This is a genomic window from Hypericibacter sp. (assembly GCF_050729195.1).
GTDB lineage: Bacteria > Pseudomonadota > Alphaproteobacteria > Dongiales > Dongiaceae > Hypericibacter.
In genome coordinates this window covers 1-22,908 of record NZ_JBOHKS010000019.1, presented here as the reverse complement: position 1 = coordinate 22,908, position 22,908 = coordinate 1, and the positions used below count along the sequence as shown (strand labels likewise).

24 protein-coding genes and 1 pseudogene are annotated in these 22,908 nt (G+C 66.2%); 11 read left to right on the top strand and 14 right to left on the bottom strand.

The features are described from left to right. Window positions 1-6: 6 nt before the first annotated feature. The 3 genes from ACREE8_RS01260 to ACREE8_RS01250 form a co-directional block, all read right to left on the bottom strand. Window positions 7-1,419 (bottom strand): sensor histidine kinase, encoded by a 1,413-nt coding sequence (locus ACREE8_RS01260; protein WP_431571159.1) that lies wholly within the window; start codon window positions 1,417-1,419, stop codon window positions 7-9. Further along, on the bottom strand, window positions 1,406-2,083 hold the full coding sequence (locus tag ACREE8_RS01255; RefSeq protein WP_431571158.1) for a winged helix-turn-helix domain-containing protein: 678 nt from the start codon (window positions 2,081-2,083) through the stop codon (window positions 1,406-1,408). The genes ACREE8_RS01260 and ACREE8_RS01255 overlap by 14 nt, the downstream gene beginning before the upstream one ends. A 203-nt stretch (window positions 2,084-2,286) precedes the next feature. Next, entirely contained in the window at window positions 2,287-3,789 is a 1,503-nt protein-coding gene (locus ACREE8_RS01250) for a DegQ family serine endoprotease (protein ID WP_431571157.1), read from the bottom strand. A gap of 326 nt (window positions 3,790-4,115) precedes the next feature. Between ACREE8_RS01250 and ACREE8_RS01245 the strand changes: the two genes are divergently transcribed. Further along, window positions 4,116-5,519, top strand: a complete 1,404-nt coding sequence (locus tag ACREE8_RS01245; protein WP_431571156.1) for an MFS transporter — start codon at window positions 4,116-4,118, stop codon at window positions 5,517-5,519. Window positions 5,520-5,537: 18 nt separating this feature from the next. On the opposite strand, the gene ACREE8_RS01240 is transcribed toward ACREE8_RS01245, so the two are convergent. Then, window positions 5,538-6,179, bottom strand: coding sequence for a glutathione S-transferase family protein (locus tag ACREE8_RS01240; RefSeq protein WP_431571155.1), 642 nt, complete (start codon window positions 6,177-6,179; stop codon window positions 5,538-5,540). A 162-nt stretch (window positions 6,180-6,341) separates the two neighbouring features. On the opposite strand from ACREE8_RS01240, the gene ACREE8_RS01235 reads away from it, so the two are divergent. Beyond that, on the top strand, window positions 6,342-6,641 hold the full coding sequence (locus tag ACREE8_RS01235) for a hypothetical protein (RefSeq protein WP_431571154.1): 300 nt from the start codon (window positions 6,342-6,344) through the stop codon (window positions 6,639-6,641). Window positions 6,642-6,666: 25 nt separating this feature from the next. Here the strand turns inward: ACREE8_RS01235 and ACREE8_RS01230 are convergent, their stop codons facing one another. From ACREE8_RS01230 to ACREE8_RS01220, 3 genes are all read right to left on the bottom strand, one after another. Next, the gene (locus tag ACREE8_RS01230; protein WP_431571153.1) at window positions 6,667-7,554 is read right to left on the bottom strand and encodes a hypothetical protein; all 888 of its coding nucleotides are present in this window, start codon (window positions 7,552-7,554) and stop codon (window positions 6,667-6,669) included. Between the two features lie 149 nt (window positions 7,555-7,703). Further along, window positions 7,704-7,943: a hypothetical protein gene (locus ACREE8_RS01225; protein WP_431571152.1), complete on the bottom strand. Its 240-nt coding sequence runs from the start codon at window positions 7,941-7,943 to the stop codon at window positions 7,704-7,706. An 89-nt stretch (window positions 7,944-8,032) separates the two neighbouring features. Further along, window positions 8,033-8,506, bottom strand: coding sequence for a cupin domain-containing protein (locus tag ACREE8_RS01220; RefSeq protein WP_431571151.1), 474 nt, complete (start codon window positions 8,504-8,506; stop codon window positions 8,033-8,035). Between the two features lie 274 nt (window positions 8,507-8,780). Here ACREE8_RS01220 and ACREE8_RS01215 point away from each other — a divergent pair, with 274 nt between their 5' ends. The 4 genes from ACREE8_RS01215 (at window position 8,781) to ACREE8_RS01200 (ending at window position 12,865) form a co-directional block, all read left to right on the top strand. Next, entirely contained in the window at window positions 8,781-11,402 is a 2,622-nt protein-coding gene (locus ACREE8_RS01215; protein ID WP_431571150.1) for an ATP-binding protein, read from the top strand. Between the two features lie 89 nt (window positions 11,403-11,491). Continuing rightward, window positions 11,492-11,764, top strand: a complete 273-nt coding sequence (locus ACREE8_RS01210) for a DUF4242 domain-containing protein (RefSeq protein WP_431571149.1) — start codon at window positions 11,492-11,494, stop codon at window positions 11,762-11,764. A 162-nt stretch (window positions 11,765-11,926) separates the two neighbouring features. Next, on the top strand, window positions 11,927-12,448 hold the full coding sequence (locus tag ACREE8_RS01205) for a methylated-DNA--[protein]-cysteine S-methyltransferase (protein WP_431571148.1): 522 nt from the start codon (window positions 11,927-11,929) through the stop codon (window positions 12,446-12,448). Window positions 12,449-12,616: 168 nt separating this feature from the next. Then, complete coding sequence (locus ACREE8_RS01200) at window positions 12,617-12,865, top strand: hypothetical protein (RefSeq protein ID WP_431571147.1); 249 nt, start codon at window positions 12,617-12,619, stop codon at window positions 12,863-12,865. A 78-nt stretch (window positions 12,866-12,943) separates the two neighbouring features. Here ACREE8_RS01200 and ACREE8_RS01195 read toward each other — a convergent pair whose 3' ends face one another. Both ACREE8_RS01195 and ACREE8_RS01190 read right to left on the bottom strand, forming a co-directional pair. Next, the gene (locus tag ACREE8_RS01195; protein ID WP_431571146.1) at window positions 12,944-13,255 is read right to left on the bottom strand and encodes a putative quinol monooxygenase; all 312 of its coding nucleotides are present in this window, start codon (window positions 13,253-13,255) and stop codon (window positions 12,944-12,946) included. A gap of 110 nt (window positions 13,256-13,365) precedes the next feature. After that, a complete protein-coding gene (locus ACREE8_RS01190) occupies window positions 13,366-13,731 on the bottom strand; it encodes a hypothetical protein (RefSeq protein WP_431571145.1) in 366 nt (121 codons plus the stop codon). Between the two features lie 187 nt (window positions 13,732-13,918). Here ACREE8_RS01190 and ACREE8_RS01185 point away from each other — a divergent pair, with 187 nt between their 5' ends. Then, on the top strand, window positions 13,919-14,752 hold the full coding sequence (locus ACREE8_RS01185) for a helix-turn-helix domain-containing protein (protein WP_431571144.1): 834 nt from the start codon (window positions 13,919-13,921) through the stop codon (window positions 14,750-14,752). A gap of 54 nt (window positions 14,753-14,806) precedes the next feature. Here the strand turns inward: ACREE8_RS01185 and radC are convergent, their stop codons facing one another. Beyond that, window positions 14,807-15,748 carry a RadC family protein gene (gene radC, locus ACREE8_RS01180; RefSeq protein ID WP_431571143.1) on the bottom strand — a complete coding sequence of 314 codons (942 nt, stop codon included), beginning with the start codon at window positions 15,746-15,748 and terminating at the stop codon, window positions 14,807-14,809. A 166-nt stretch (window positions 15,749-15,914) separates the two neighbouring features. Between radC and ACREE8_RS01175 the strand changes: the two genes are divergently transcribed. Together ACREE8_RS01175 and ACREE8_RS01170 are read left to right on the top strand one after the other, a co-directional pair. Further along, on the top strand, window positions 15,915-16,271 hold the full coding sequence (locus tag ACREE8_RS01175; protein WP_431571142.1) for an ArsR/SmtB family transcription factor: 357 nt from the start codon (window positions 15,915-15,917) through the stop codon (window positions 16,269-16,271). Next, a complete protein-coding gene (locus ACREE8_RS01170) occupies window positions 16,249-16,728 on the top strand; it encodes an SRPBCC family protein (RefSeq protein WP_431571141.1) in 480 nt (159 codons plus the stop codon). The genes ACREE8_RS01175 and ACREE8_RS01170 overlap by 23 nt, the downstream gene beginning before the upstream one ends. Window positions 16,729-16,784: 56 nt before the next feature. Here the strand turns inward: ACREE8_RS01170 and ACREE8_RS01165 are convergent, their stop codons facing one another. Both ACREE8_RS01165 and ACREE8_RS01160 read right to left on the bottom strand, forming a co-directional pair. Then, entirely contained in the window at window positions 16,785-17,432 is a 648-nt protein-coding gene (locus tag ACREE8_RS01165; protein ID WP_431571140.1) for a dimethylsulfonioproprionate lyase family protein, read from the bottom strand. 64 nt (window positions 17,433-17,496) lie between these two features. Next, on the bottom strand, window positions 17,497-18,798 hold the full coding sequence (locus tag ACREE8_RS01160; protein ID WP_431571139.1) for an NAD(P)/FAD-dependent oxidoreductase: 1,302 nt from the start codon (window positions 18,796-18,798) through the stop codon (window positions 17,497-17,499). A gap of 155 nt (window positions 18,799-18,953) precedes the next feature. Here ACREE8_RS01160 and ACREE8_RS01155 point away from each other — a divergent pair, with 155 nt between their 5' ends. Further along, window positions 18,954-19,874 (top strand): DMT family transporter, encoded by a 921-nt coding sequence (locus tag ACREE8_RS01155; RefSeq protein WP_431571138.1) that lies wholly within the window; start codon window positions 18,954-18,956, stop codon window positions 19,872-19,874. A gap of 5 nt (window positions 19,875-19,879) precedes the next feature. On the opposite strand, the gene betC is transcribed toward ACREE8_RS01155, so the two are convergent. Continuing rightward, window positions 19,880-21,418 (bottom strand): choline-sulfatase, encoded by a 1,539-nt coding sequence (gene betC, locus ACREE8_RS01150; protein WP_431571137.1) that lies wholly within the window; start codon window positions 21,416-21,418, stop codon window positions 19,880-19,882. Between the two features lie 143 nt (window positions 21,419-21,561). Here betC and ACREE8_RS01145 point away from each other — a divergent pair, with 143 nt between their 5' ends. Continuing rightward, the gene (locus tag ACREE8_RS01145) at window positions 21,562-22,527 is read left to right on the top strand and encodes a LysR substrate-binding domain-containing protein (RefSeq protein ID WP_431571136.1); all 966 of its coding nucleotides are present in this window, start codon (window positions 21,562-21,564) and stop codon (window positions 22,525-22,527) included. Between the two features lie 147 nt (window positions 22,528-22,674). Here the strand turns inward: ACREE8_RS01145 and ACREE8_RS01140 are convergent. Then, window positions 22,675-22,908 (bottom strand): annotated as a pseudogene (locus tag ACREE8_RS01140) (hypothetical protein); the annotation flags it as partial.

Below are 22,908 nucleotides of genomic sequence, written 5' to 3'. Positions count from 1 at the left end.
CGGTCGTCAGCGTGCGACGAGGCGGCGGGGCTCGCCCTTGCCTTCGTCGATCACCATCGGGAAGCGGACCCGGACCAGCAATCCCGGCGTATTGTCGCCGAGCTCGAGCTCGGCGTTGTGGAGATGGGCGATCGCCTTGACCAGCGGCAGCCCCAGCCCGATGCCGGGTGTGGTCCGGCTCTCGTCGAGCCGCACGAAGCGCTCGAGCACGCGCTCCCGATCCTTTTCCGGAATGCCGGCGCCGCGGTCGGCGACGACGATCTCGGGCTTGCCGTCGACGCGGCTGACGCCGATATCGACCCGGCCGCCATCGGCGCCGTATTTGATCGCATTGTCGAGCAGATTGGCCAGCACCTGGAACAGCAGCTGCCGGTCGCCCTCGACCGTCGCCGGTTCCTCGACCGTCAAGGAGAGGCTCACGCCGCGCTCGTCGCCCACGGGCTCATAAAGCTCGACCACGTCGCGCGCGAGCGCGCCCAGCTCCACCGGCTGGCGCTCGATGCGCGACGCGCCGGCTTCGGCGTCGGCGATCGCCAGCAGTGCCGAAAAGGTGCGCAGGAGCTGATCCGATTCGCCGATCGCCCGTTCGATCGCCTGCCGGCGCTCGTCCTCGGAGGCGTCGGCCAGCGCCAGCTCGAGCCCGTTCTTGAGCCGCGACAAGGGTGTGCGCAAATCGTGCGCGATATTGTCGGTGACCGTGCGGATGCCGGCCAGAAGCCGCTGGATATCGTCCAGCATGGCATTGAGGTTCTGCGACAGCCGGTCGAACTCGTCGCCGCTGCCCGAGACCGCCATGCGATGCTCGACCTCGCCCGCCCGGATGCGGTCGGTCGATCGGTTGATCGCCTCGATGCGGCCGAGGAAATTGCGGCTGGCGATGAAGCCGACCGCGAGACCGAGCCCGACGGTGACGGCGATGCCCCAGAGGCTGGCATTGATCAGCGCCGAGCGCAGCCGGGCCTCGGTGCTCATATCCTGCCCGACCAGCAGGTGATAATTGTCCGGCAGGAGCACGTGGATGGCGCGGGCACCCAGCACCTTGCGCAGGCCCGCCACGTTGCGTTCGATGGTGAAATCCAGCCAGGGCCCCTCATGCTCCCCGGTCGGCGGCCAGTCGGTGAGATTGCCGGCGAGCGGGGTGAAGGTGGGGCCCGCCAGCAGATAGATGCCGTCGCCGACGCGGTCTGGCCGCACGCGCTCGGCGATGACAAGGCTCAGGCCCCCCGGCCCGAACCGGCGGAACTGCTCCGCCAGCAGGTTGGCTTCGGCCAGAACCGTCTCGCGCCGTTCGCGCGCGAGCATGAACTCCATGGTCCAGAACGTCACCCCGGCCAGCGAGATCGCCGAAACGCTGAACAGCGCCGCGTAGGTCAGCGCCAGCCGGAAGGTACTGGTGGCGAGGAACCTAGGAAGTGGCACGCAGTGAATATCCCGCGCCCCGCACCGTGTGCAGCAGCGGCCGGTCGAACCCCTTGTCAATTTTCTGTCGCAAACGGCTCACATGCACATCGATGACGTTGGTCTGCGGGTCGAAATGATAGTCCCAGACGCTCTCGAGCAACATAGTGCGCGTGACCACCTGGTCGGCATGGCGCATCAGGCATTCCAGCAGCTTGAACTCGCGGGGCTGCAGATCGATCTCCCGACCGGCCCGTTTGACCGACCGCTTGAGCAGATCCATCTCCAGATCCGCCACCTTGAGGAGCGTTTCGGCCGTCGAAGCCTTGCGCCGCCGTCCCAGCGCCTCGAGCCGGGCCAGAAGCTCGGAGAAGGCGAAAGGCTTGGTCAGATAGTCGTCGCCGCCGGCCTTGAGGCCCTTGACCCGGTCATCGACCTTGTCGAGCGCGCTCAGGATCAGAACCGGGGTTTCGACATCGGCCGCCCGCATCGCCTGTAGGACCGAAAGCCCATCGAGGCCGGGCAGCATGCGGTCGAGAACGACCGCGTCATAGTCCCCGCTGGTGGCCAGATAGAGACCGTCGCGTCCGGTCGCGGCGTGGTCCACCACATGCCCGCTTTCCGACAACGCTTTCGAGACATAGGCGGCAGCAGCCTGATCGTCCTCGACGAGGAGAATTCGCATGGTCAGCTGTGAGTCTATCAACCGGGCCAAGGCTCCGGAAGGGGTGGGGTAGGGAGGGGTGGGAGCGGGCGCCGCCGGATCGGATGCCAGGGGCGCTTTTGGATCGGAGGCGGTGGAAACGCCACGGACCGGGGCGATATCGCCCCGGTCCGCAGTTTCCATCGGATCCGGCTTCGAGCCAGGAACCGTCATTTTGACCTCGTTTATGCGTCGGACAAGTCGAGTGCCAGGAACAGATCGTCGCCCTGGCGGCTGATCAGCATGAGAACGGACTTCTTCTGGTCTTTGCGGGCCTGCTCGACGAGCCGGTCCACATCGGCCGGATTCTTGATGCTGCTGTCGGCAACCCGTTCGATGACGTCGCCGGGCCGCAGGCCCTGCTCCGCCGCCTTGCCGTCCTGATCGACATCGGCGATCAGGGCACCATCAACCGAGTCGGGAATTTCGAACTGCGCGCGGGCATCGTGGTCGAGAGCGACCAGACGAAGCCCGAGCAGCTTCTCGGCGGCACCCGGGGCCGTCTTGGCGTCGGCCGGCGCATCCGCAGCAGCCACCCGCGCCTCGGTCGGCAGATGGCCGATCGTGACGTCGACGGTCTGATGCTCATGGTTGCGCAGGACTTCGACCTTCGCGGTGCTGTCGGCAGCGGCAGCCGCGACCAGACGCGGCAGGTCCCGCATCTTGTCGATCGCCTGGCCGTTGAAGCTCAGCACCACATCGCCAGCCTGGAGCTTGCCATTGGCAGGCCCTTTGCTGTCGACGGCGGCGACCAGCGCGCCCTTGGGCTCATCGAGACCCATCGCCTGGGCGAGTTCCGGGGTCACTTCCTGGATGCGGACGCCGAGCCAGCCGCGCTCGACCTTGCCATGCTCCTTGAGCTCGGCAATGACGGGCTTGGCGAGGTTCGACGGGATCGCGAAGCCGATACCGACACTGCCGCCATTCGGGGTGGCGATGGCGGCGTTGATGCCCACCACCTGGCCGTTCATGTTGAAGGTCGGGCCGCCGGAGTTGCCCTGGTTGATCGACGCGTCGATCTGCAGGAAGTCGTCGAACGGACCCGAGCGGATATCACGGCCACGTGCCGAGATGATGCCGGTCGTCACCGTGCCGCCGAGGCCGAACGGATTGCCGACCGCGAGGACCCAATCACCGACGCGGGTCTGGTCGGAGTCGCCGAACGAGACGAAGGGCAGCGGGGTTTTGCTTTCGACCTTGAGAAGCGCCAGATCGGTCTTCTCGTCGGTGCCGATCAGCTTCGCCTGAAGCTGCAGGCCGTCGGCGGTCGTCACTTTGATGTCCGTGGCGCCGTCGATCACATGGTTGTTGGTGACGATGTAGCCGGCCGGATCGACGATGAAGCCGGAGCCCAGCGCCGTCGCCTTGTGCTTGTTGCCGTTATGGTCCTGCTCCTGCTGACCATTGCGGAAATGCTTGAAGAACTCCTCGAAGGGCGAGCCCGGGGGGAAATGGAAGGGCATCTCCTCCGGCATGCCGCCGCTCTGGTCGGTGACATCCTCGACCGCCGCGATATTCACGACGGCGGGTGTCACCTTCGCGGCGAGATCGGCGAAGCTTGCTGGCGAATCGGCGCGGGCGACGCCCGATTGCAGCGCAAGCGCCGCAATGCCGGCCGCCAGCACTGCGCTCCGCAGGGCCGGCGCCTTCACGCGCGCTCGGACGAAGCGGATAAGGTTGGTAGACATCCTGGGGACCTCCTGTGGGGGACTGCCGTCCGGGGGCCGGTTGGCCTGGGGGCGGATGGCGTTCCCCAACAAATAAAGCGGTCCGCCTGACGGGCCGATTTCTCCGGGGTTAATTCTGGTTCATGGTTTCAGCCCTAAAAATGGCTGATTTCCGCCATTGTTTCATGAACACAGACGTTATTGGCCGCGGCAGTTAATGTTGGGAAGCGGGCTCGGGCGCCGTCCCTCGGGAAAAGCGATGGCAAACATCGACCTGCAACGCGGCGCGCGTTAATCTTTGACCAACCGGTCAGACCCCTGACCGGACCCCCATCTGACCGGAAATCATGTCGGCAAAATCCTCACCTTGGACGGCGCTGTTCCGCGACGGTCGCGGCATCTATGTCGTCGCGCTCAATCTCGGAATCGGACTGCACGCGATCGACGTCTTCGTCATCTCGACCGTCATGCCGGCGGTCGTGCGCGATCTGGGCGGCGTCGCGTTCTATGCCTGGGCCACCATGCTCTACATGATCGCGTCGATCATGGGGGCGGCCAGCGGCAACACGCTGCGCGCCGCGGTCGGCGCGCGCAACGGCTACACGCTCGCCGGCCTCATCTTCCTGGTCGGCACCATCGGTGCCGCGGCGGCGCCGTCGATGGCGGGGTTGCTCGCCGCGCGCTTCGTGCAGGGGCTTGGCGGCGGCTTGATCGTCGCGCAATCGATGGGGCTGATCCGCGAGCTCTTCGACGAGAGCGTGCGCACGCGGGCACTCGCCACCGTTTCCGGTGTCTGGGGTGTGGCCGCGTTGCTGGGGCCCTTGCTGGGCGGCCTCTTCGGCGAGTTCGGCTGGTGGCGCGGGGCCTTCGTCGCGACACTGCCGCTGATCGCCGTCTTCGTCATTCTCGCCTGGCGCATGCTGCCGCCCTCGGAGCGCGCCCACACCGTGCCGCGACTGCCCTTCCGCCGCCTGCTGCTGCTGGGTGGCGGCGTGCTCGCGGTCGGCATCGGCGGCACCACCGGCTCGCTGCCGTTGGAGCTGGTGCTGCTCCTGGTCTCCGTCTTCATGGTCTATCTGACCTTCAAGCTCGACGCGGAAGCCGAGATCCCGCTGTTTCCCTCGCGCGCGATCTCGCTCAATCATCGCGTCGGCGTCGCCTTCGCGATGTTCTTCCTGATGTCGATCACGCACAGCGCGGCGGGTCTGTTCCTGCCGCTGGTGTTGCAGGTGGTGCATGGGGTGGGACCGCTCGCCGCCGGCTATTTCACCGCCATCCTCGCCGTCAGCTGGACCGTCGCCTCGGTGGGCACTGCCAGCTGGAAGGGTCGCGCCGAAATCGTGGCCCTGGTCTGGGGACCGGCCTTTGCGGCGGTGGCACTCGCCGTGGTGGCGATCGGGCTGCCCTGGCTGCATCCGATTGCGATCGGCGCCTGCATGGCGATCACCGGATTAGGCATCGGCGGCTCGAGCCTGCATCTGACCGCGGCCACGATGGCCGGTGCCTTGACGGGTGAAGAGGCACGCACCGCCTCGACCATCCCGACCGTGCGCATGCTGGGCATCGCCTTCGGCTCGGCCAGCGCCGGCCTGCTCGCCAATCTGGCGGGGCTCGCCAACGGCATCACCCCGGCCAATGTCCAGGCGGCCGGCGGCGTGGTGATCGGTTCCGCGGCCTGCGCGGCGGTGCTGGTGTTCCTGCTGGCGCTGCGCTTGATATCGCAGCGCCGGGTCGCGGCGACGGCCGGATAGCCGTCGCCGACCTTCGGCTCAGACCGGATGCGGCTCGGTCTCGACCATCGAGGGCCGCGCCGCGATGTCCTGCCACCAACTTGTAAGCCGCGTCAGTTTAGGCAGCATGCGCTTGCCCTCCGGCGTCTGCGCGAAATAGCCGATGATCGGCGCCAGATAGAGATCGGCGAGGCTCAGGGAACCGCCGACCAGGAATCCGCCCTCGCCCATCAGCCCCTCGATCATCATCAGGCAATATTGCGCCCGCGGGAGCGCCTTCTGGATCTCGTCGGCATCGACCGGCTGGCGCAGCAGCGCCTGTTTGGCGCGCGGCATCACGATCTCGGTCACGATCGGCTCGTAGCCATGCGCCTCGACGACCGAGAGGATCTGGTTCATCCGCGCCGCCTGCTTCTTGTCCGAGGGCTGGAGCTTCGGTCCCTTGAAAGCCTCGTCCACATAACGCGCGACGGCGCTCGTCTCGTAGAGCGCGAAGCCGTCATGCACCAGCACCGGCACCATGCCGAAAGGCTGCAGCTTGAGATAACCCGGCGTGCGGTTGCCGCCGCGGAACAGATCGACGGGCTCGAGCTGATAATCGACGCCTTTCTCCACCAGGCAGAGCCGGATCGTGCGGACCTGCGTGCTGTAGTCGGGACCATGCAGAATGACCGTCGCCATGACCAATTTCCCCCTTCGCGTTCGAACCCGCGAGCCCGTCTCGCGTCCCTGCTGTTTTGGCGACCAAAGCCTAAGAAGCGGTTGCCAGGGCGGTCAATTGCCGTTCGACGCCCCGGGCATTAAACTTTGCGCCCCGTATCTCACCCGTCCCTGGGACCGGTCATGACCGAGACTTACGACTTTATGGCCGCGGCCGCCGCCGGCAGCCTGCTTCAAACCCGCGATCGCCGGACGGTGCGGATCGACCGGGTGGCCGCGCCGGAAGGGCTCATCTTCGGCGAGGTGCCGATGCATGGCGCCTGCTGCTGGCATGCCGATGGCCGCTTCAAGGAAGCGCCGTTCGGAGCACCCGGCCCGCTCGATCTGGTGCCACCCGCGGCAGGACCGGCCTCGCCGCAGCCGCGGGCCTCGCTCAAGGATGCGCTCGAGGATGGCGAAGGCCGCCCCTTCTGCTGCGACTGATCGAATGGCTTGGGCGACCCCGGGGTCAGCCGGCCGGCCGCACCACCTTGAAGCGCCAGGGCGCCCCTTCCTCGAAGATCACATAGCGCCCGATATAGCGGCGATGGATATGACCGACCTCGAGGAAGTCCGCGTTCTCGCGTGACGGCTTGTAGGTTTCGAAGCAGCGCATGACGCCGAGCGAGGCGGCGCTTTCGAGGGCACCGGCGAAGGCGTCGGAACGATCGAGGAAATAATCCTGGGCCGCGAATTTGCGCATCTGCGTGTCGTTCAGGAAGAAACAGCCGGCATGCGGATTGTTGACGCGCTGGAAGCTGATGCGCTGGTTGAAGACCTTGCCTTCGATCCGCGGCCGCTTGGTGATGTCCTGGTAAGGCTGGCTCAACTCCGGCTTCGCCAGGTTGGCATCGATATAGAGCTTGTGGATGCGGTCGTCGATCGAGACCTCGTAGCGATTGGGCTGCAGCACCGCACGATCGCCGCCCAGCGAATGGAACCAGGCCAGCTTGTGGAAGAACATCGGATCCGGCACCAGCAGATCGTCTTCCATATAGCCATACCAGTCATACTTCCCGATACCGTCACGCAGGACGGCATGGGCCTCATAGCCCAGCAGCATCGGCTGAGCCGAGGTCTCGTGCTGGCGGAAGAGATTGCGCGGCAGGGCCGGGATCAGATGGTCGCTGCCGGTGGTGCAGAGCACGATGTCGAGCCGGGCGCTGTTGGCGGCGTTGGTCTCATAGAGGCAGCGCCGCGGCGGATCGAGCAATCCCTGGCGGGGTCCGAAATTCTGATGCAGCGCCGCCATGGCTTGCACCAGCGCGTCGATGCGGGGCTGCGGATCGGGCCGGTGCGAGCCGTAGAACCCGTGGCTCGGCTTGTAGTAATGGGGGATCGCCACCAGGATCCGCATGACGTTTTCTTTCCAAGAGTCCCTGCCGAATCGCGGCCGAATTGGACCGCGCCGGCACTATAGCTTGCGGGCCGGCAATGCCGAATGATTCGGAAAGCGGTGAGGGCGCGGGCGGAAAATAGTCCGGCGGCGGAAAGATGCGGAGCCTGTCAGCCCTTCACATCGGTCTCTGGCCGGTCGTCGCCCTTCGACAGTTCTTCGTGCCAGTGGCCCTCCTTGTCCTCGTAGGAGATGCCCGTCGTGTTGCCGGCAACGATCTGCTCCCGAGCCGCACGCTCTGCGGCCCGGCGGGCGACATCATGCGATTCGAAGGTCTCCGAGAACACGCCGTCGACCTGATAGGCCCAACCGCCGTCATGTTGAACGATCTTGTAGGTGACTTTGGCCATGCTTCTCTCCTGGCGACGAAGGGGTTCATCATTGGCGGGCGTGAGCCTCAAGGCAAGCCGGTTGGGAGCTTCCGGCACGGGATCGGCCATTAAATCTTGCCCCGATTTCCGGCAGCGTCCCGCTTCCGCGGATCGTCGGCCGCATCCACATAGTGGAGGCCGAGGGGACCCTCTGCCGTGACCTGGGTGATGTACTCGCCGGACTTCGCATAATGAAAATGGGCGGTATTCCCCGGCAGCACGACAACGCTCCCCGGCGGATAAGGTTTCAGCTTCTCACTGTCGAAATGATCGCCGAGCCCGATATAGAACATTCCTGACATGACGGTATAAATCCGATCCTCGGGATGCGAATGCGGCAGCAGCCTCACCCCCGCGGGTACTCTCACCCGAACGACATAGGGGCCGGGCTTGCTGGTGTCTCCGACCAGGACAGCCAGACGGACGGTCTCGGGGAAGGCCGGGAATGACCGCCACTGGATTGCGTCTGGAACCAGTCCCCCGAAGACCTTCAGCGGCAAGCTCCCGATAGAGGTGGCTGCCGGCGCCCTGGCGTGATCCATCGATCGTCCCTTCCTTCTCTGCGGCTATCGGCAAGCGCCAATCCTGTCGGCGCGGAGCGCTTGCCCATGCGGTTTCTGGTTTTCGGGGATCGCTGGAGGGACGAAAGGCGGCCATGGCGCCACCGCTCCCTTCAAATCCGAGGTTCATTGAGCGCCCGACCGGTGCGCATGTCCATGATTTTGCGGGGCCAGGATGACCTCACGCGAATTTGCGGGCCTGCCGGGGCGAGCGCTTGTAAACTGGCGGCCTCCCCGAGATCGGCCTGGAATACCCATGGATTTGCTCGAACGCGAAGACGATCTGCAATTGCTCGCCGGCGCCCTGGATGACGCGGTCGCGGGGCGCGGTCGCATCGCGCTCGTCAGCGGCGAGGCCGGCATCGGCAAGACCTCCTTCGTCGACCGCTTCCTCGCGACCCGCGGTCGGGGCATGCAGGTCCTCAAGGGCAATTGCGATGCGCTCTTCACCCCGGCGCCACTGGGTCCGCTCTACGACATCGCGCGCCAGTCGGAAGGACGGTTGCTGTCGCAGCTCGAGAGCGACACCTCGCATGGGACCGTCTTCGCGACCATGCTGGATCAGCTCCGCGGCTCGACCAAACCCGTTCTCCTCGTCATCGAAGACATTCACTGGGCCGATGAGGCGACGTTCGATCTGATCGTATTTCTGAGCCGGCGCATCGCGCAAGCCAAGGTGCTCTTCATCTTGACCTATCGCGATGACGAGCTCGGGACCCGGCACCCCTTGCGCGTGCTGCTGGGCGATCTGGCGATACTGCGCACGGTCGTCCGCATCGAGCTGCCGCGCCTGACGGTCGAGGCGGTTCGCACCCTGATCGCGGACCGGCCGATCGATCCCGCCTCGCTGCATGGGCAAACCTCCGGCAATCCCTTTTTCGTCACCGAAGTGTTGGCGAATGCGGGCCGCGGAATCCCCAAGACCGTTCGTGACGCGGTACTGGCGCGCGCCGCAAGATTGGGGCCCGCCGGCCGGCATGCGCTCGAGGCCGCGGCCGTGATCGGCGGCCGGATCGAGCATGGCGTCATGGACAAGATCCTCGGCGCCGAGGCCGAGGGGCTGGCCGAATGCATGAAGCTCGGCATGCTCGAGGCGGCGGAAAACGGCGTGGCCTTCCGCCATGCGCTGGTGCGGGACGCGATTCTGTCGGATCTCGACTCCCGGCGCCTCCGGGAGCTGAACCGGATCGCGCTCGACCGATTGCGGAGCGCCGGCGCCGGGCGCGGCGATCTGGCGCTGCTGGCGCATTTCGCGGAGGGTGCCGGGGACGGCGATGCCGTCATCCGGTTCGGTGCGGCCGCTGCCCGGGCCGCCGCTTCGGTCGGCGCCCATCGCGTGGCCGCCGCGCAATATCGCCGTGTCCTCGCTTCCGCCGAGGCCCTGCCGCCCGCCGACCGGGCCCCGCTGTTCGAGGCCTATGCCGAGGAAAGCGCCATCGTCGACGATTTGGCCGAGGCCAGCCGCGCGCTGGGCGAGGCGGTCGAGCTCTGGCGGCAGGCGGGCAATCGTCTCAAGGAAGGCGAGGCCCTCGCGGCTCTCGCCTGGCCTCTGGTCCGCAGCGGCCGGAACGCGGCCGCCGAGGAAGCGGGCCGTCGCGCGATCGAACTGCTGGAATCCCTGGCGCCGACGCGCCAACTGGCCGGCGCTTATCGGATCCAGGCCCATTTGCGGATGCTCGATCGCGACCGTCAGGTGGCCGTCCGCTTCGGCCGGAAGGCGATCGAGCTCGCCACGCGCTTCCAGGACGATGCCACCATCGCCGCCGCCGAGCTCGTCGTCGGATCGGCGATGCTGGTGACGGGGGACGAGGAAGGCCGCCCCCATCTCGACCGGAGCCTTGTCCTCGCCCGGCAGGCCAATCTGGATTCGCTGGTCGGGCTCGCCTATCTCAATCTCGGTTCGTCTTATGGCGAGCAGTACCAGTTTGCCGAGGCGGAAAAGCATCTCGCGGAGGGCCTCGACTATACCGGCGATTGCGATCTGGATCATGCCGGCCATTACATGCGCGCCTGGCTCGCCCTGACCCGGCTCTATCAGGGGCGCTGGAGCGAGGCCAGCGACCATGCGAGCGCCGTGGTCGAGCTGCCGCGTGTCGCCGCCGTCAGCCGGATCATGGCGCTGGTGGCATTGGGCCGCGTGCGCGTCAGACGCGGCGATCCCGGCGCTGCGGCGGCACTCGACGAAGCGCTCGATCTGGCCTTGCAGACGGACACGCTGCAGCGCCTGGCGCCGGTGCGGGCTGCGCGCGCCGAAGCCGCCTGGCTTGCCGGCGAGCGCGAGCGCGTCGTCGTGGAGGCGCGGGCCGCCTATGACCTCGCCATCGGCCATCGTCACCGCTGGCATGCCGGCGAGTTCTCCTTCTGGCGCTGGCGGGCGGGCGATCCCATTGCCGCGCCGAAATGGAGCGCTGCGCCCTTCCTGTTCCAGATCAAGGGAGATTGGCAGCGGGCCGCAGCGGCGTGGCAGCGTTTGGGCTGCCCCTATGAGCGGGCCCGCGCGCTCGCCGACGGCGATGAAGAGGCCCAGCTGACGGCCCTCGAGATCTTCGATCGGCTCGGTGCCGCACCGGCGTCCGCCGCGTTGCGCCAGCAGATGCGCGGCGAGGGTCTGCGCTGCATCCCGCGCGGTCCCCGCGCCAGCACGCGGCGCAATCCGTTCGGGCTGACCGCGCGCGAGATGCAGATCCTGGGCTGCCTCGCCGACGGCCTCAGCAACGGACGCATCGGCACGCAACTCCATATCTCGCCCAAGACCGTCGATCACCATGTGTCAGCGGTGCTGGCCAAGATCGGCGCCTGCACCCGCGGCGAAGCCGCCCGGGTCGCCCGCGAGCAGAACCTGCTGCCGCAAAATAGGGAGGTGACGGCCGCAAAATAGGGAGGTCTTCCCGATGCGAGCGGGAACCCGCGCGGCCTAGCTTGGCCGTGTCATCAAGGGTTCACCGCCGCAACAAGGAGAGACGTCCCATGCCCCGTTACCTCATCGAACGCAATTTCCCCGACGGCCTGGGCCTCGCGCCCAACCAGCAGGGCCGCGAAGCGGTGACGACCGTCGTCGCCAACAATGCCCAGCAGGGCGTCACCTGGATCCACTCCTATGTGACGACCGACAAGAAGAAGACCTTCTGCATCTATGACGGCCCCTCGCCCGAAGCCATCCGCAAGGTCGCGGAGCGCAACGGCCTCCCCGTGGACCGCATCACAGAGGTGCGCGTGCTGGATCCCTATTTCAACATGTAGGGCCGATCCAAGCGCTCCGCGCTTCCCCGTCCCGCCTGCCATTCCCGTCATCCCCTCTCCCGGAATATGGAGAGGGGATTTCTGTCGGATTCGGACGCAAGAATCGGGATGCGTCGCCTCCCGGTTTGGTCTCTAGTCGGGGGAAGTCGAAGGAGCAGAGCGATGACGAAGAACCGTGCGCAGAAAGACTATGTCTACAAAATGGTGAAGTCTCCGGTGGGAGAGCTGAAGCTGGTCGCCTCGAACGACGGCCTGGCGGCGATCATGTGGGAGGACGACTGGCGCGTGCGTTTGAATATCGTCGCCGAGGACAAGAAGAATCCGGTGCTTCGCGAGACCGAGCGCCAGCTCAAGGAATATTTCGCCGGCCGGCGAAAGACGTTCGACCTGAAGCTCGATTTCGCGGGGACCGCGTTCCAGAAGAAGGTCTGGCACGCGCTGCTCACCATTCCGTTCGGCGAGACCCGTTCCTATGCGCAGATCGCGAAGCAGATCGGCAAGCCCAAGGCCGTGCGCGCGGTCGGCGCGGCGAACGGAAGAAATCCCATCTCCATCGTGACCCCCTGCCACCGCGTGATCGGATCGTCCGGCCACCTCACCGGCTTCGCCGGCGGTCTCGAAGCGAAGGCCCGTCTGCTGGGTCTGGAGGGCACGCAGGTGAAGGCGCTCGAGAAGGTGGCGTAATCCGCCTCAGCCCGAAGAACATCGACTGTTCCAAAGGAAGCCGGCGGCGAAAGCTGCCGGCATTCCTGCGCGTGGGGTTGTCATCCCAATAGCGCTGACCGCTTTAAAGGCAAGAAGCGGAGTGTTCGTGGCAAAGGGAGCCTCCAGATTGGAACGGGCTGGGAGTTGGTGGCGATCGAGGAAGAGAGCGTCATCACCCCCATCGCTGCAGTCACAATCGAGGATCATCCGAACATGTTCCCGCTCCTCTCTCTGCATGCCATCGCAGCATCGCGCGGTGATGGTCTTCACCCTGAACTCCTCGCGCTGTACCAGCGGCTCGCCGAGACACGGCCCATACCCGTTTCCCCCGCCACCCGTCACGAGGAAAAAGCTTCTGCCATGCGGCCTGACGTAGCGCCGCAGCCGGCCGACTGACGCGCCATGGGCGCGTCATGCCACGGCGGTGGTGAACGCGGGCATGATCGGTTCCCTCGAGCGGATTTCGTCGAACGGTCAGACCTGCTTGCGGTCGGCGCGCACGGGCTCCCAGATCGTGATGTCGCGCTCCTGCTCCAATAGGGTGGGGAGCGCTTCATGCCATGCGCGGCGATAGGGCCGATGCAGCTGTACGTTCACGACGTCGTCGTGGTTTTGCCATGTCTCGCAAAGCATAAAGCGGTGCTCGGATTCCGGATCCCGGTGCAGGATCGCCTCATGGAACGTCGGCTCTCTGCGCATGGCATCGAGCACGCCTTCCAGGAGCTCGAGGAATTGGTCGCGTCGTTCCGGCACAACTTGGAATTTGATGAGATAGGTGACGGGCACAAATCGGCTCCATGCTGAGAAGTGGCCGATCGACCGCGCTCTTCCGGTCGATGCCGCGGCGTTGACGGTTTTCGTTGGTGCGTGCTGGCGAAACGATGGACGCTGCGGCACTAAGCCGGAAAGAACTGATAGTCGGCCAGGACCCGCCCGTCCTCGCTCATGATCAGAAACTCGAGCCCCCTGGCCAGGACGGTCTCGGTCTCGGCCGGCAGCATCTCCCAATGAAACGTGACGACATCGCGCAGCCGGCGAGCGTCCTTGGCGGCGCGGAAACGATGACCGTCGTCGCGAACATTCTTCTCATGAGAGCCGGTAATGCGATTTTCGAGCGCATCGTATCCACGGACTTCGCGAACATCGACATAGTGCTGGCCCGCGGGCGTCCAAAGTTCGGCGATCTGGCGCCGCCGCCGCTCGGGATCGGTCTCGTTCCAGACCGCCACATACCGCTCTGCGATATCCTGCGTCGCGTCCATGACATGCTCCCTCCAGGTGGATTTCGTCCGCTCGTGAGCGAGACGGCGTTTTGCCTTCAAGGAGGAATATGTCGCGGGGTCCGGGCGGAATCGATGACCCCGCAGGTCAAAAAGCGACCGTCGCCACGCGCATGACTTGACCTCGGAGGTCATGGTGCCGAGGCGCAGTTCGCCCTAAGCTGCACTTATGATCGTGCAACAGCTTCCCTTTGGAGTGCTTCTGCGCCGATGGCGGGTGAGTCGGCGCATGACCCAGGTGGAGCTCGCCCTCGCCGCGGATAGCTCGACGCGCCATCTCTCGTGCCTGGAAACGGGGCGCTCACAGCCGAGCCGCGAGATGATCTTGCGCCTTGCCGAGCATCTCGAGGTTTCGCTGCGAGACCGGAACTCGCTGCTACTTGCCGCCGGTTTTGCGCCGGCATTCCCGGAGCGCTCGCTTGCAGAGTTGGCTTCGGCCCGGCTGGCGATCGACCAGGTCCTCCAGGCGCATAAGCCTTATCCGGCGTTCGCGCTGGACCGGCATTGGAACGTCGTGCTGTCGAACAGCGCGCTGCCCCAGCTTTATGAGGGCTGCTCGTCCGATCTCCTGCGCCCGCCAATCAACGCCGTTCGCCTGACCCTGCATCCTCTCGGAATGGGGCCGCGGATCCTCAATTTCATCGAGTGGCGCGCGCACACGATCACCGTCCTGCGGCAGCAAACCGAGGCGAGAGCCGATCCGATGATAGAAACCCTGTTGAGGGAGGTCATGGCCTATCCGGCCGCGGCCGGCGTGGCGCCGGCGACGAGCGACGGTCCGCAGCGCTATGCGACGCCGCTCCAGATCGCCACCCGTCTGGGAACAGTGTCCTTCTTGAGCACCACCACGATCTTTGGCACCCCGACAGACGTAACGCTATCGGAGCTTGCCCTCGAGATGCTCTTTCCGGCGGACGAACTCACGGCCGCCATCGTCAAGTCGATGACGGATGAGGATACCCAGCAGCCGCCTGGCAACGTTCATTTGCCAAAAGCCGGTTGACTCCCTGGCGGGTCGACGGGGGTCGCTGAAGACGCCCAACGGCGCCTCATGCCGTCATCGCGGCAGCTTGCCTGTCTGGCGCAGGCTGATATGGCCGCCGGGCCCGACGATCAGGTGATCATGCAGCGCGATGCCCAGCGGTTCCGCCGCCCGCATGATCTCGCGGGTGATCTCGATATCGCCGGTCGAGGGCTTGAGGTTGCCGCTGGGATGGTTATGGACGAGCACCAGCCCGACCGCGCCCAGATTGAGCGCCCGCTGCAGGATCTGGCGCGGATAGGCCGCGACCTCGTTGACCGTGCCGGTCTGCTGCAGCTCGTCGGCGATGAGGCCATGGCGCTGATCGAGGAACAGCACGCGGAACTGCTCGATCGGGCTGTTGCCGATGAGGGTGCGGCAATGCTTGGCGACCTTGTCGATCGAGTTGAGGATCGGGCGTTCCTTGAGCTCCTCGCGACCGAGCCGCGCTGCCGTCTCGGCGATGGCGCGCAGATTGACGATGGTCGAGAGCTTCACCAGCTCGAAGCCGGCGAGCTCCTCTTCCCGCGCCGCCAGCACGCCGCCCAGACTGCCGAACCGCTCCAGCAGCGCCTTGGCCAGCGGCTTGACGTCCTTGCGCTCGATCGTGGCGAAGAGCAGCAGCTCGAGCAGCTCATAATCGGGCAAGGCGCCGAAGCCGCCTTCCTTGGCGCGCTTGCGCAAGCGCTCGCGATGTCCCCAGTAATGCGGCCGGTTCGGCTTCTCCGGCGGCGGTCCTTCCGGGATCGGCAATAGGGCAACCAGGCGCGCCGTCGGATTCTCCATTTCGAACACCCAGACACGCGCGAGCTTGTCCCATTGGCCGCCCAGATCCTGCAGGGCCTGGCGATGGGGATAAGTGTCCCCCTTGACCGCGAAGCGTTCCGTTCCGCCGCCCGGCATGGGCTCGACCGAAATGCCGATGCGCTCGAGCGCACCCGCTGCCCCCTCCCCGGTCGATCCGTCCCCCGCCGCCATGCCCGCAACGGTTGCGCGAGCGGGCTCCCAGGGTCAAGCCTCGCTGTTTGAAACGGTCTGCGGCCTTGTTCGACGAGGCTTGGCCGGGACGGCGAATGCCCTTGACGGGCGCCGCTTCGTTCTGTATCAAACCGAATAGTTATCTAACCAAACGGTTATATAAAAAATGACACCCGATCGCCTCAGCCTCACCTTCGCGGCCCTCGCCGACCCCACGCGGCGCGCGATCCTGGCCCGTCTCGCGCTGGGCAAGGCCACGGTGACGGAGCTGGCCAAGCCTTTCCCGATGAGCGGCCCGGCGGTCGCGAAGCATCTGAGGGTGCTGGAACGGGCCGGGCTGATCCTGCGCGGCCGCGAGGCGCAATGGCGGCCGAGCGAGCTCGAGGCCCGTCCCCTGAAAGACGCCGTCGACTGGCTCGAAGGCTACCGGCCGTTCTGGGAAGCCAGCTTCGACCGGCTCGAAACTTACCTGAGCGAACTGCAGATGAAGGAGAGCAAGAATGGCCGCAGGAAAAAGCGCTGAAGCGATCGCCGAGCCGGCCGATCGCGTCCTCGTCATCACGCGCGTCTTCGATGCGCCGCGCCAGCTCGTCTATCAGGCCTTCACCGACCCGAAGCATGTGCTGAAATGGGCGGGCCCGCGCGATTACCCCGCGGTTCATGTCGAGGGCGATCTGCGGCCCGGCGGAAAATGGCGCACCTGCCTGCGCGCCCTCGACGGCAGCCGCGAGCTCTGGCAGGGCGGCGTCTATCGCGAAATCGTGCCGAACGAGCGGCTGGTCTACAGCTTCGCCTGGGACCAGGAAGATGGCAGCCAGGGACCCGGAACCCTCGTCACCATCACCTTCGCCGATCAGGGCGGCAAGACGCTGATGACCTTCCGCCAGGCTGTCTTCAACACGAGGGAAAATTGCGATGGGCATCGCCGAGGCTGGAACGGCGCCTTCGATCGCCTGGCCGAGCATGTCGCGCGGCGCTGAGCGGCCATCGCGCTTGGGTCCTCCCGCCGCGAAATCGTCGCAAGACTGCGTCGGACCTACACGGTCGATGGAGGAATGAACGGGCCCGACCTGACAAACACCACCTCGGAGGCCAGGTGGCTGGTCCAGAGCCAGACCGACAGCAGCGGCTGCTCGTTGGTCTGCATGGCATGGCGAGCGCATGACTTGTGATAGACGGTGTCGCCCGGCCGCACCGCGAACCAGGGTTTCATATCCACCTTCCAGTCGCCGTCGCCGCCAACGATCCAGTAGCTCTCCTCCGCCAGGTGAGCATGCGGCGGGTAACAGGTGTCGGGCCCTTGCAGGCTATAACCCGCGCTGATCTTGTCCGAGGGCAGCAGCCCGCCGTCGCCGATGATGACGGTGGCCGCGAAGTTCGGCATGAAGGCCGCCAGATCGGGCGCACTCCAACGCTCCTTCGGGTATGCGGACCAGTTGATCCGGCCGACGGCCGCACTCAGCGCTTGAGAAGCCCGATGAGACGCCGAGCCCTGTTGTCCCGTGCTGGCGCAGGCCGCCTCGAGATGCTGATCGACGACGGGATGGTTCCGGGGCGCAGGCTCATTCAGCTTGCCCGCCCAGTTCACATTCTCCAGGGCGAAGCTCGCCGTCGGCGCCAAGGGTCCGCCGAATTTGGCAGCGGCGGTGAAAATCCCTGCCATGGCGTCGATCAACGGATTCATGGGGCTTTCTCATCATTGACGTGTGGCGATTGAGGCGGCGATGGCACATCCACGCGGGATGGCTTCAGAGCCCGCGCCGGTCCTCCCAATCGAATTTCGCCACCGCCAGCGGCCGGAACCAGGGCCAGCCGCGGTAATAGAACTTCGTCGGGAAGCCCTCGGCATCGAAGGCGGTGCGGGCATCGTTGGCGCGCAGCAGGCGCTGCGCCAGCTTGTAGCCGAACCAGCTCCCCATCGGCACGCCAGCGAAGCAGTAGCCGGCGCCGTAATGCATCCCGTCATGGCTCCCGATATGGGGCCATGCGTCGAAAGTGGCGGCGCATTGCCCGGTCCAGACATGGTCGAGCTTTGCGTCCTTGAGGTCGGGCAGGATCTGATCCATGCGACCCTTGAGCCGGCGCGCCTTGGCCTTGAGATCGCGGGTCGGACTGCCGGTGCGCCAGCCCAGCAGCAGGCGATCCTGGTCCGGCGCCCGGCGCCAATAGCTGAGATTGTTGTTCCAGTCGTGATAGGTGCGGTTGCTGGGCGCCACGCGATCCAGCAGCTCGCGCGGCAGAATCTCGGTCGCGACCATGAAGCCGTTGAAGGGAATCAGCCGGCGCTGCAGCCAGGGCGTGGCACGTCCGGTATAGCCGTTGGTCGCGATCGCAACCTCCCGCGCCTTCACGCTTCCTCGTGCCGTCGTCACGGTGAAGCCGCCGGCATCGCGCGCGATGTTCGTCACGGCGGCGCGGTCGTAAAGCCCGGCACCGGCGCGCTCGGCGGCCGCGATCAGGCCATTGACATAGAGCCCCGGATGGATCGAGCCCATCTCCGGAATCATGGCGCCGCCCTGGAACAGGTCGGAGCCCGTCTCGCGATGCTGCTCGGGCCTCGGCACCATGGCGAACTCGTCGCCCAGATGACGCTGCTTGATCGCGAGCTCGCGCGCCATGCCGTCGTAATGGCGCGGGCTCAAGGCGGCCATGAAACGGCCGCTGCGCCGCAGATGGCATGGGATGCCCTCGCGCTCGACCAGCTCATAGACGAAATCATAGGCCGTGCGCGCATCGCGATAGATCGCAAGCGCGCCCTCGAGCCCGCGGGAGTCGATGAGCGAGCCGAAGCTGTGCTTGAGAGTGCGGCCGACATAGCCGGCGTTGCGCGAGCTCGCCCCCTCGCCCAGCCGCTGCGCCTCCAGGACCGCGACATTGCGCCCCGCCCGCGCCAGGGTCAGCGCCGCGACCAGACCGGTGAAGCCGGCGCCGACGATGGCGACATCGACCTGTGCCGGCAGGGCCTGAAGCGCCCGCTCGGGTCGCGGGGCTGCCTCCCACCAGTAAGGCGTTTCCTTGAACCCGGCCGCAAAGATGTCGTCGCCTGCCATGCCCGTCCCCCTGCTTCGCCGACCGTTCTAGCAGGGCTGCGGATCGAGCGTCCATGCGGACTTGGCCCGATGTCTCGGGACAATGGCGCTCAACCGTTCGGGCATGAGTTCTGCTAGACTCGCGCCTGAGTGGGTCGGGGGCATCAGACGGTTTTATGAGTTCGAGTGGGTTCAATCGCCGCGACTACGCCAAGGGCGTCGCGGCCGTGCTGGCGGCGACCCTGTTCTGGTCGCTTTCCGGCCTCTTCATCCGCGTCATCCCGAACGCCGACGTCTGGCAGATCACGGCCGGGCGCGCGATCACCATGTCGCTGGGCTTGCTGCTGTTCCTGCTGGCGATCTATGGCCGCAACACGGTTGCGCGCTTCCGGGCCATCGATCGCTGGGCGCTCTTGGGTTCCGCCGGTTTCTTTGCCGTCGGCTCCACGCTCTATATCGTGTCGCTGACCCTGGCCGGTACCGCCAATGTCGCCTGCCTCTCCAACCTGACGCCGATCTTCGCGCCGCTCCTGGCGCGCATCGTCATCGGCGAGCGCACGGGTCCCGCGACCTGGTTCGCGGCGGCGCTCGCGATCGCCGGCGTCTTCGTCGTGTTCGGCACCGACTTCACGCAAGGCAGCGCGCTGGGCAACGCGCTCTCGCTGGTGGTCGCCTTCTGCTTCGCGGCTCAGACCGTCTGGCTGCGCCGCTATCGCGACGTCGATCTGGTCCCGGCCGTCTGCTTCGGCGGCATCGTCGTGTTCCTGGCGGTCGCGATCTTCCATGGCGGCCTCGCCATGCCGCTCGAGACCATGGCCTGGATCGCGCTGATGGGTTTCGTGCAGCTGGCTTTCCCGCTGGTCCTCTATACCCGCGCCGCGCGCTGGGTTCCCGCCGTCCAGCTCACTTTGTTCGCGCTGCTCGACGTGATCCTGAACCCGTTCTGGACCTGGCTCGTGGTGGACGAGCATCCGAGCCTGAACGCGGTCTTCGGCGGCATGCTCATCTTGACCGGCGTCCTCATCAGCGTGATCGCGGTGCGCCGGAACGCGCTGCCCGCCACGCCCGCCATCGTCCAGCCCGTGGGCGAACGCTGACGCGCCTAGCCTCGCTCCGGCGGCGTCTCGACATGAGGCAGGCGCGAGCGATATTCGAGATCGTCCAGCTTCAGGTGATTGCGCATATAGCTGACCGAGGCGTCGCGCATCGGCTGGAAATCCCATGAGGTGTGCTTGCCGGTCATGAGCGCCGCCGCGATCATGCGCCGCCGCCGCTGGCTCGCCACCACCTCCTCGCGCAGGCGCGCCATATCCCAGCGCTTCGCGGCCTCGGCCCGATAGGCCGCGACCTTATCCGTCGATGCCGGGTCCGTCGCCAGATTGCGGCGCTCCTGGCGGTCGCTGGCCAGATCGAACAGCTGATCGGGATCGGACGGGGTTGTCACGAACTTCTCGCTGCCCCGGCGGATCATCATCAGGGGCGCGATGGCGCCTTCGGCCAGATATTCGCCGATGACCTCGTCATGGCCGCCGGTGCCGGAAAGATGCGGCAGCAGCGACCTCCCGTCGATGGGGGCGGCGTAATCGGGGCGTTGCCCGTCATGAGCGAGCTCGGCCAAGGTCGGCAGCAGGTCGATGAGCGAGGTTGCCTCACGCACGCGGTGCGGCCGGAAACCGCCGGCACCCGCGACGATCAGCGGAATGCGGCAGGCATTCTCATACCAGTTCATCTTGTACCAGAGGCCGCGCTCGCCCAGCATGTCGCCATGATCGGCGGTCATGAGGATGATCGTTTCCTCCGCGAGCCCGACCTCGTCCAGCGCCTGCAGCAATCTTCCCACCTGATCGTCGATGAAGGCGATCGAGCCGTAATAGGCGCGCCGCGCGGCCCGGACATGCGCGTCCGTCATTTCGTAACGGTCCATGTCGGAGACATGGCGCAACCGCCTGGCATGCGGATCGAGGGGCACGTCGCCGGCGCGCACGGCCGGCATATCGATCTCCTCGTCGCGATAGCGGTTCCAATGCTCCGGCAGGATCGCATAGGGATCGTGCGGATGGGTCATCGAGACCACGAGGCAGAAGGGTCGCTCGTCGGTCCCGCGCGCCGCATCATGGATATAGCGGCGTGCCGCATAGACGGTCTCTTCGTCGAAATCGAGCTGGTTGGAGCGCAGGCAAGGGCCGGCTTGAATCACGGAGAGCATGTTGTGATACCAGGAGGGCCGGGTCTCGAAATCCTCCCAATCCGGGAACCAGCCATAATCGGCCGGATAGATGTCGGTGGTGAGCCGCTCCTCGAAGCCGTGGAGCTGGTCGGGTCCGCAGAAATGCATCTTGCCCGAGAGTGCCGTCCGGTAGCCGGCGCGGCGCAGATAATGCGCGAAGGTCGGGATGTCGGCGGCGAAGTCGGCCGCATTGTCATAGGCGCCGATCCGCGACGGCAGGGCGCCCGCCATCATGCCGAAGCGCGAGGGCGCGCAGAGCGGGCTGTTGGTGTAGAAATTCTCGAACAGCACCCCGCGATCGGCGAGCCTGGAAATGTTCGGCGCCCTGACCAGCTTGTGGCCATAGGCCGGCAGGAAGCTTGCCGCCATCTGGTCGGCCTGCAGGAACAGGATGTTGGGCTTGCGTTTCGCCATGGGATTCGCTCCGGACAGGGGCCTTTCCCGGCCGTCCTTGGCCATCAAACTGATTTATGGCCCGAAGCCGCCTGGAAGCGCCAGAACAGCAGTCTAGCGCGCCGAACACTTGACGCGGGAGCCTCCGCGGCGATGATAGGGTCATGAATGAAACTAATGGCGAAAGCAGTGGGCGCCTGCCACCCCTGCGCGGCCTGGTCACCTTCGAGATGGCGGCCCGGCTGGGGAGCTTCACCAAGGCCGCCGACACGCTGGGTCTGACCCAGCCGGCCGTGAGCCACCAGATCCGGCGGCTGGAACAGCATCTGGGCCGGCCCCTCTTCCGGCGCGATCATCGGGGCATCGCCTTGACCGAGGCCGGGGCTGTCCTCTTCGTGGCGGTCCAGCGGGGTCTCACCGGCATCGCCGAGGCGGTGCGCGAGATCCGGGGCACCACGGCGCAGCGCGTGGTCACCATCGCCGCCGACGTGGCGCTGGCGGGGCTCTGGCTGGTGCCGCGCCTCTCCGAGATCAAGGCGCTGCTGCCCACGGTCGAGCTGCGGATCATCACCTCGCAATGGACCCAGAACATCAACGAGATCGGCGCCGATCTCGGCATGCTCTTCGGCGATGGCGCCTGGTTCGGCACCCGCGCGCAGCTGCTGGTGGCGGAATATGCCTTTCCGGTCTGCGCGCCTTCGCTGCTGAAGAACGGCAAGCGCTTCACGCTGGAGGAGCTGCAGCGCCTGCCGCTCCTGCATCTCGAGATGCCGGGACCGGTCAAGGGCGCGAGCGAGCCCTGGTTCAAATGGGAGAGCTGGTTCGCCGCGGCGGGCCTGCCCTATCGTCCCGAGCAGCCCGGCCTCTCCTTCAACAACTACACCCTGGCGGTCCAGGCCGCGATCGCCGGCCAGGGCATCGCGCTGGGCTGGCGCCCGCTGGTGGAGCAGGTCATCTCAGCCGGCCAGCTCGTGCAATGCGCCGACAAATCCTGCAGCTCGGCGCGGGGCTACCACCTGCTCCTCCCGGGCCGCGGCATGCCGGGACCGGAGGTCGAGCGGCTGATCGACTGGCTCAAGGTCGCGGTCGCCGCCTCACCGCCGATCCCGCCGACACAGCACGGCGCGTAACCACGTCGTTCCCCTCTCCCGGAACGGGGGAGGGTGAGGGAGGGGGCTACTCGGTAATTGAAATCGCGTCATCCCTCTTTCTGACCTTCCCCCGCAAAGGGGGGAAGGGACACGACTTCAAGCGCGGCGACCGTGCGACCGTCAGAATCACCCGATATCGAGCACCACGCGGCCGACGATCTTGCCGCGGCGCATCCGCTCGAAGATCGAGTTCACGGCCTTGAGCGGCTGCTTCTCGATCTTGGCCCGGACCAGGCCGTTGGTGGCGAAGGCCACCGCCTCGTTCAGGTCGAGGCGCGTGCCGACATTCGAGCCGCGCACCGACAATTCCCAATTGGTGATGGCCGAGATCGAGGTCCGGATCTCGTCGGCCTTGCCGCC

Bases quoted from the DNA above. Each gene is read 5' to 3' on its own strand.
- ACREE8_RS01255 (WP_431571158.1), bottom strand. From the start codon at position 2,083: ATGCGAATTCTCCTCGTCGAGGACGATCAGGCTGCTGCCGCCTATGTC.
- ACREE8_RS01250 (WP_431571157.1), bottom strand. From the start codon at position 3,789: ATGTCTACCAACCTTATCCGCTTCGTCCGAGCGCGCGTGAAGGCGCCG.
- ACREE8_RS01245 (WP_431571156.1), top strand. From the start codon at position 4,116: ATGTCGGCAAAATCCTCACCTTGGACGGCGCTGTTCCGCGACGGTCGC.
- ACREE8_RS01240 (WP_431571155.1), bottom strand. From the start codon at position 6,179: ATGGCGACGGTCATTCTGCATGGTCCCGACTACAGCACGCAGGTCCGC.
- ACREE8_RS01235 (WP_431571154.1), top strand. From the start codon at position 6,342: ATGACCGAGACTTACGACTTTATGGCCGCGGCCGCCGCCGGCAGCCTG.
- ACREE8_RS01230 (WP_431571153.1), bottom strand. From the start codon at position 7,554: ATGCGGATCCTGGTGGCGATCCCCCATTACTACAAGCCGAGCCACGGG.
- ACREE8_RS01225 (WP_431571152.1), bottom strand. From the start codon at position 7,943: ATGGCCAAAGTCACCTACAAGATCGTTCAACATGACGGCGGTTGGGCC.
- ACREE8_RS01220 (WP_431571151.1), bottom strand. From the start codon at position 8,506: ATGGATCACGCCAGGGCGCCGGCAGCCACCTCTATCGGGAGCTTGCCG.
- ACREE8_RS01215 (WP_431571150.1), top strand. From the start codon at position 8,781: ATGGATTTGCTCGAACGCGAAGACGATCTGCAATTGCTCGCCGGCGCC.
- ACREE8_RS01210 (WP_431571149.1), top strand. From the start codon at position 11,492: ATGCCCCGTTACCTCATCGAACGCAATTTCCCCGACGGCCTGGGCCTC.
- ACREE8_RS01205 (WP_431571148.1), top strand. From the start codon at position 11,927: ATGACGAAGAACCGTGCGCAGAAAGACTATGTCTACAAAATGGTGAAG.
- ACREE8_RS01190 (WP_431571145.1), bottom strand. From the start codon at position 13,731: ATGGACGCGACGCAGGATATCGCAGAGCGGTATGTGGCGGTCTGGAAC.
- ACREE8_RS01185 (WP_431571144.1), top strand. From the start codon at position 13,919: ATGATCGTGCAACAGCTTCCCTTTGGAGTGCTTCTGCGCCGATGGCGG.
- radC (WP_431571143.1), bottom strand. From the start codon at position 15,748: ATGGCGGCGGGGGACGGATCGACCGGGGAGGGGGCAGCGGGTGCGCTC.
- ACREE8_RS01175 (WP_431571142.1), top strand. From the start codon at position 15,915: ATGACACCCGATCGCCTCAGCCTCACCTTCGCGGCCCTCGCCGACCCC.
- ACREE8_RS01170 (WP_431571141.1), top strand. From the start codon at position 16,249: ATGGCCGCAGGAAAAAGCGCTGAAGCGATCGCCGAGCCGGCCGATCGC.
- ACREE8_RS01165 (WP_431571140.1), bottom strand. From the start codon at position 17,432: ATGAATCCGTTGATCGACGCCATGGCAGGGATTTTCACCGCCGCTGCC.
- ACREE8_RS01160 (WP_431571139.1), bottom strand. From the start codon at position 18,798: ATGGCAGGCGACGACATCTTTGCGGCCGGGTTCAAGGAAACGCCTTAC.
- ACREE8_RS01155 (WP_431571138.1), top strand. From the start codon at position 18,954: ATGAGTTCGAGTGGGTTCAATCGCCGCGACTACGCCAAGGGCGTCGCG.
- betC (WP_431571137.1), bottom strand. From the start codon at position 21,418: ATGGCGAAACGCAAGCCCAACATCCTGTTCCTGCAGGCCGACCAGATG.
- ACREE8_RS01145 (WP_431571136.1), top strand. From the start codon at position 21,562: ATGAATGAAACTAATGGCGAAAGCAGTGGGCGCCTGCCACCCCTGCGC.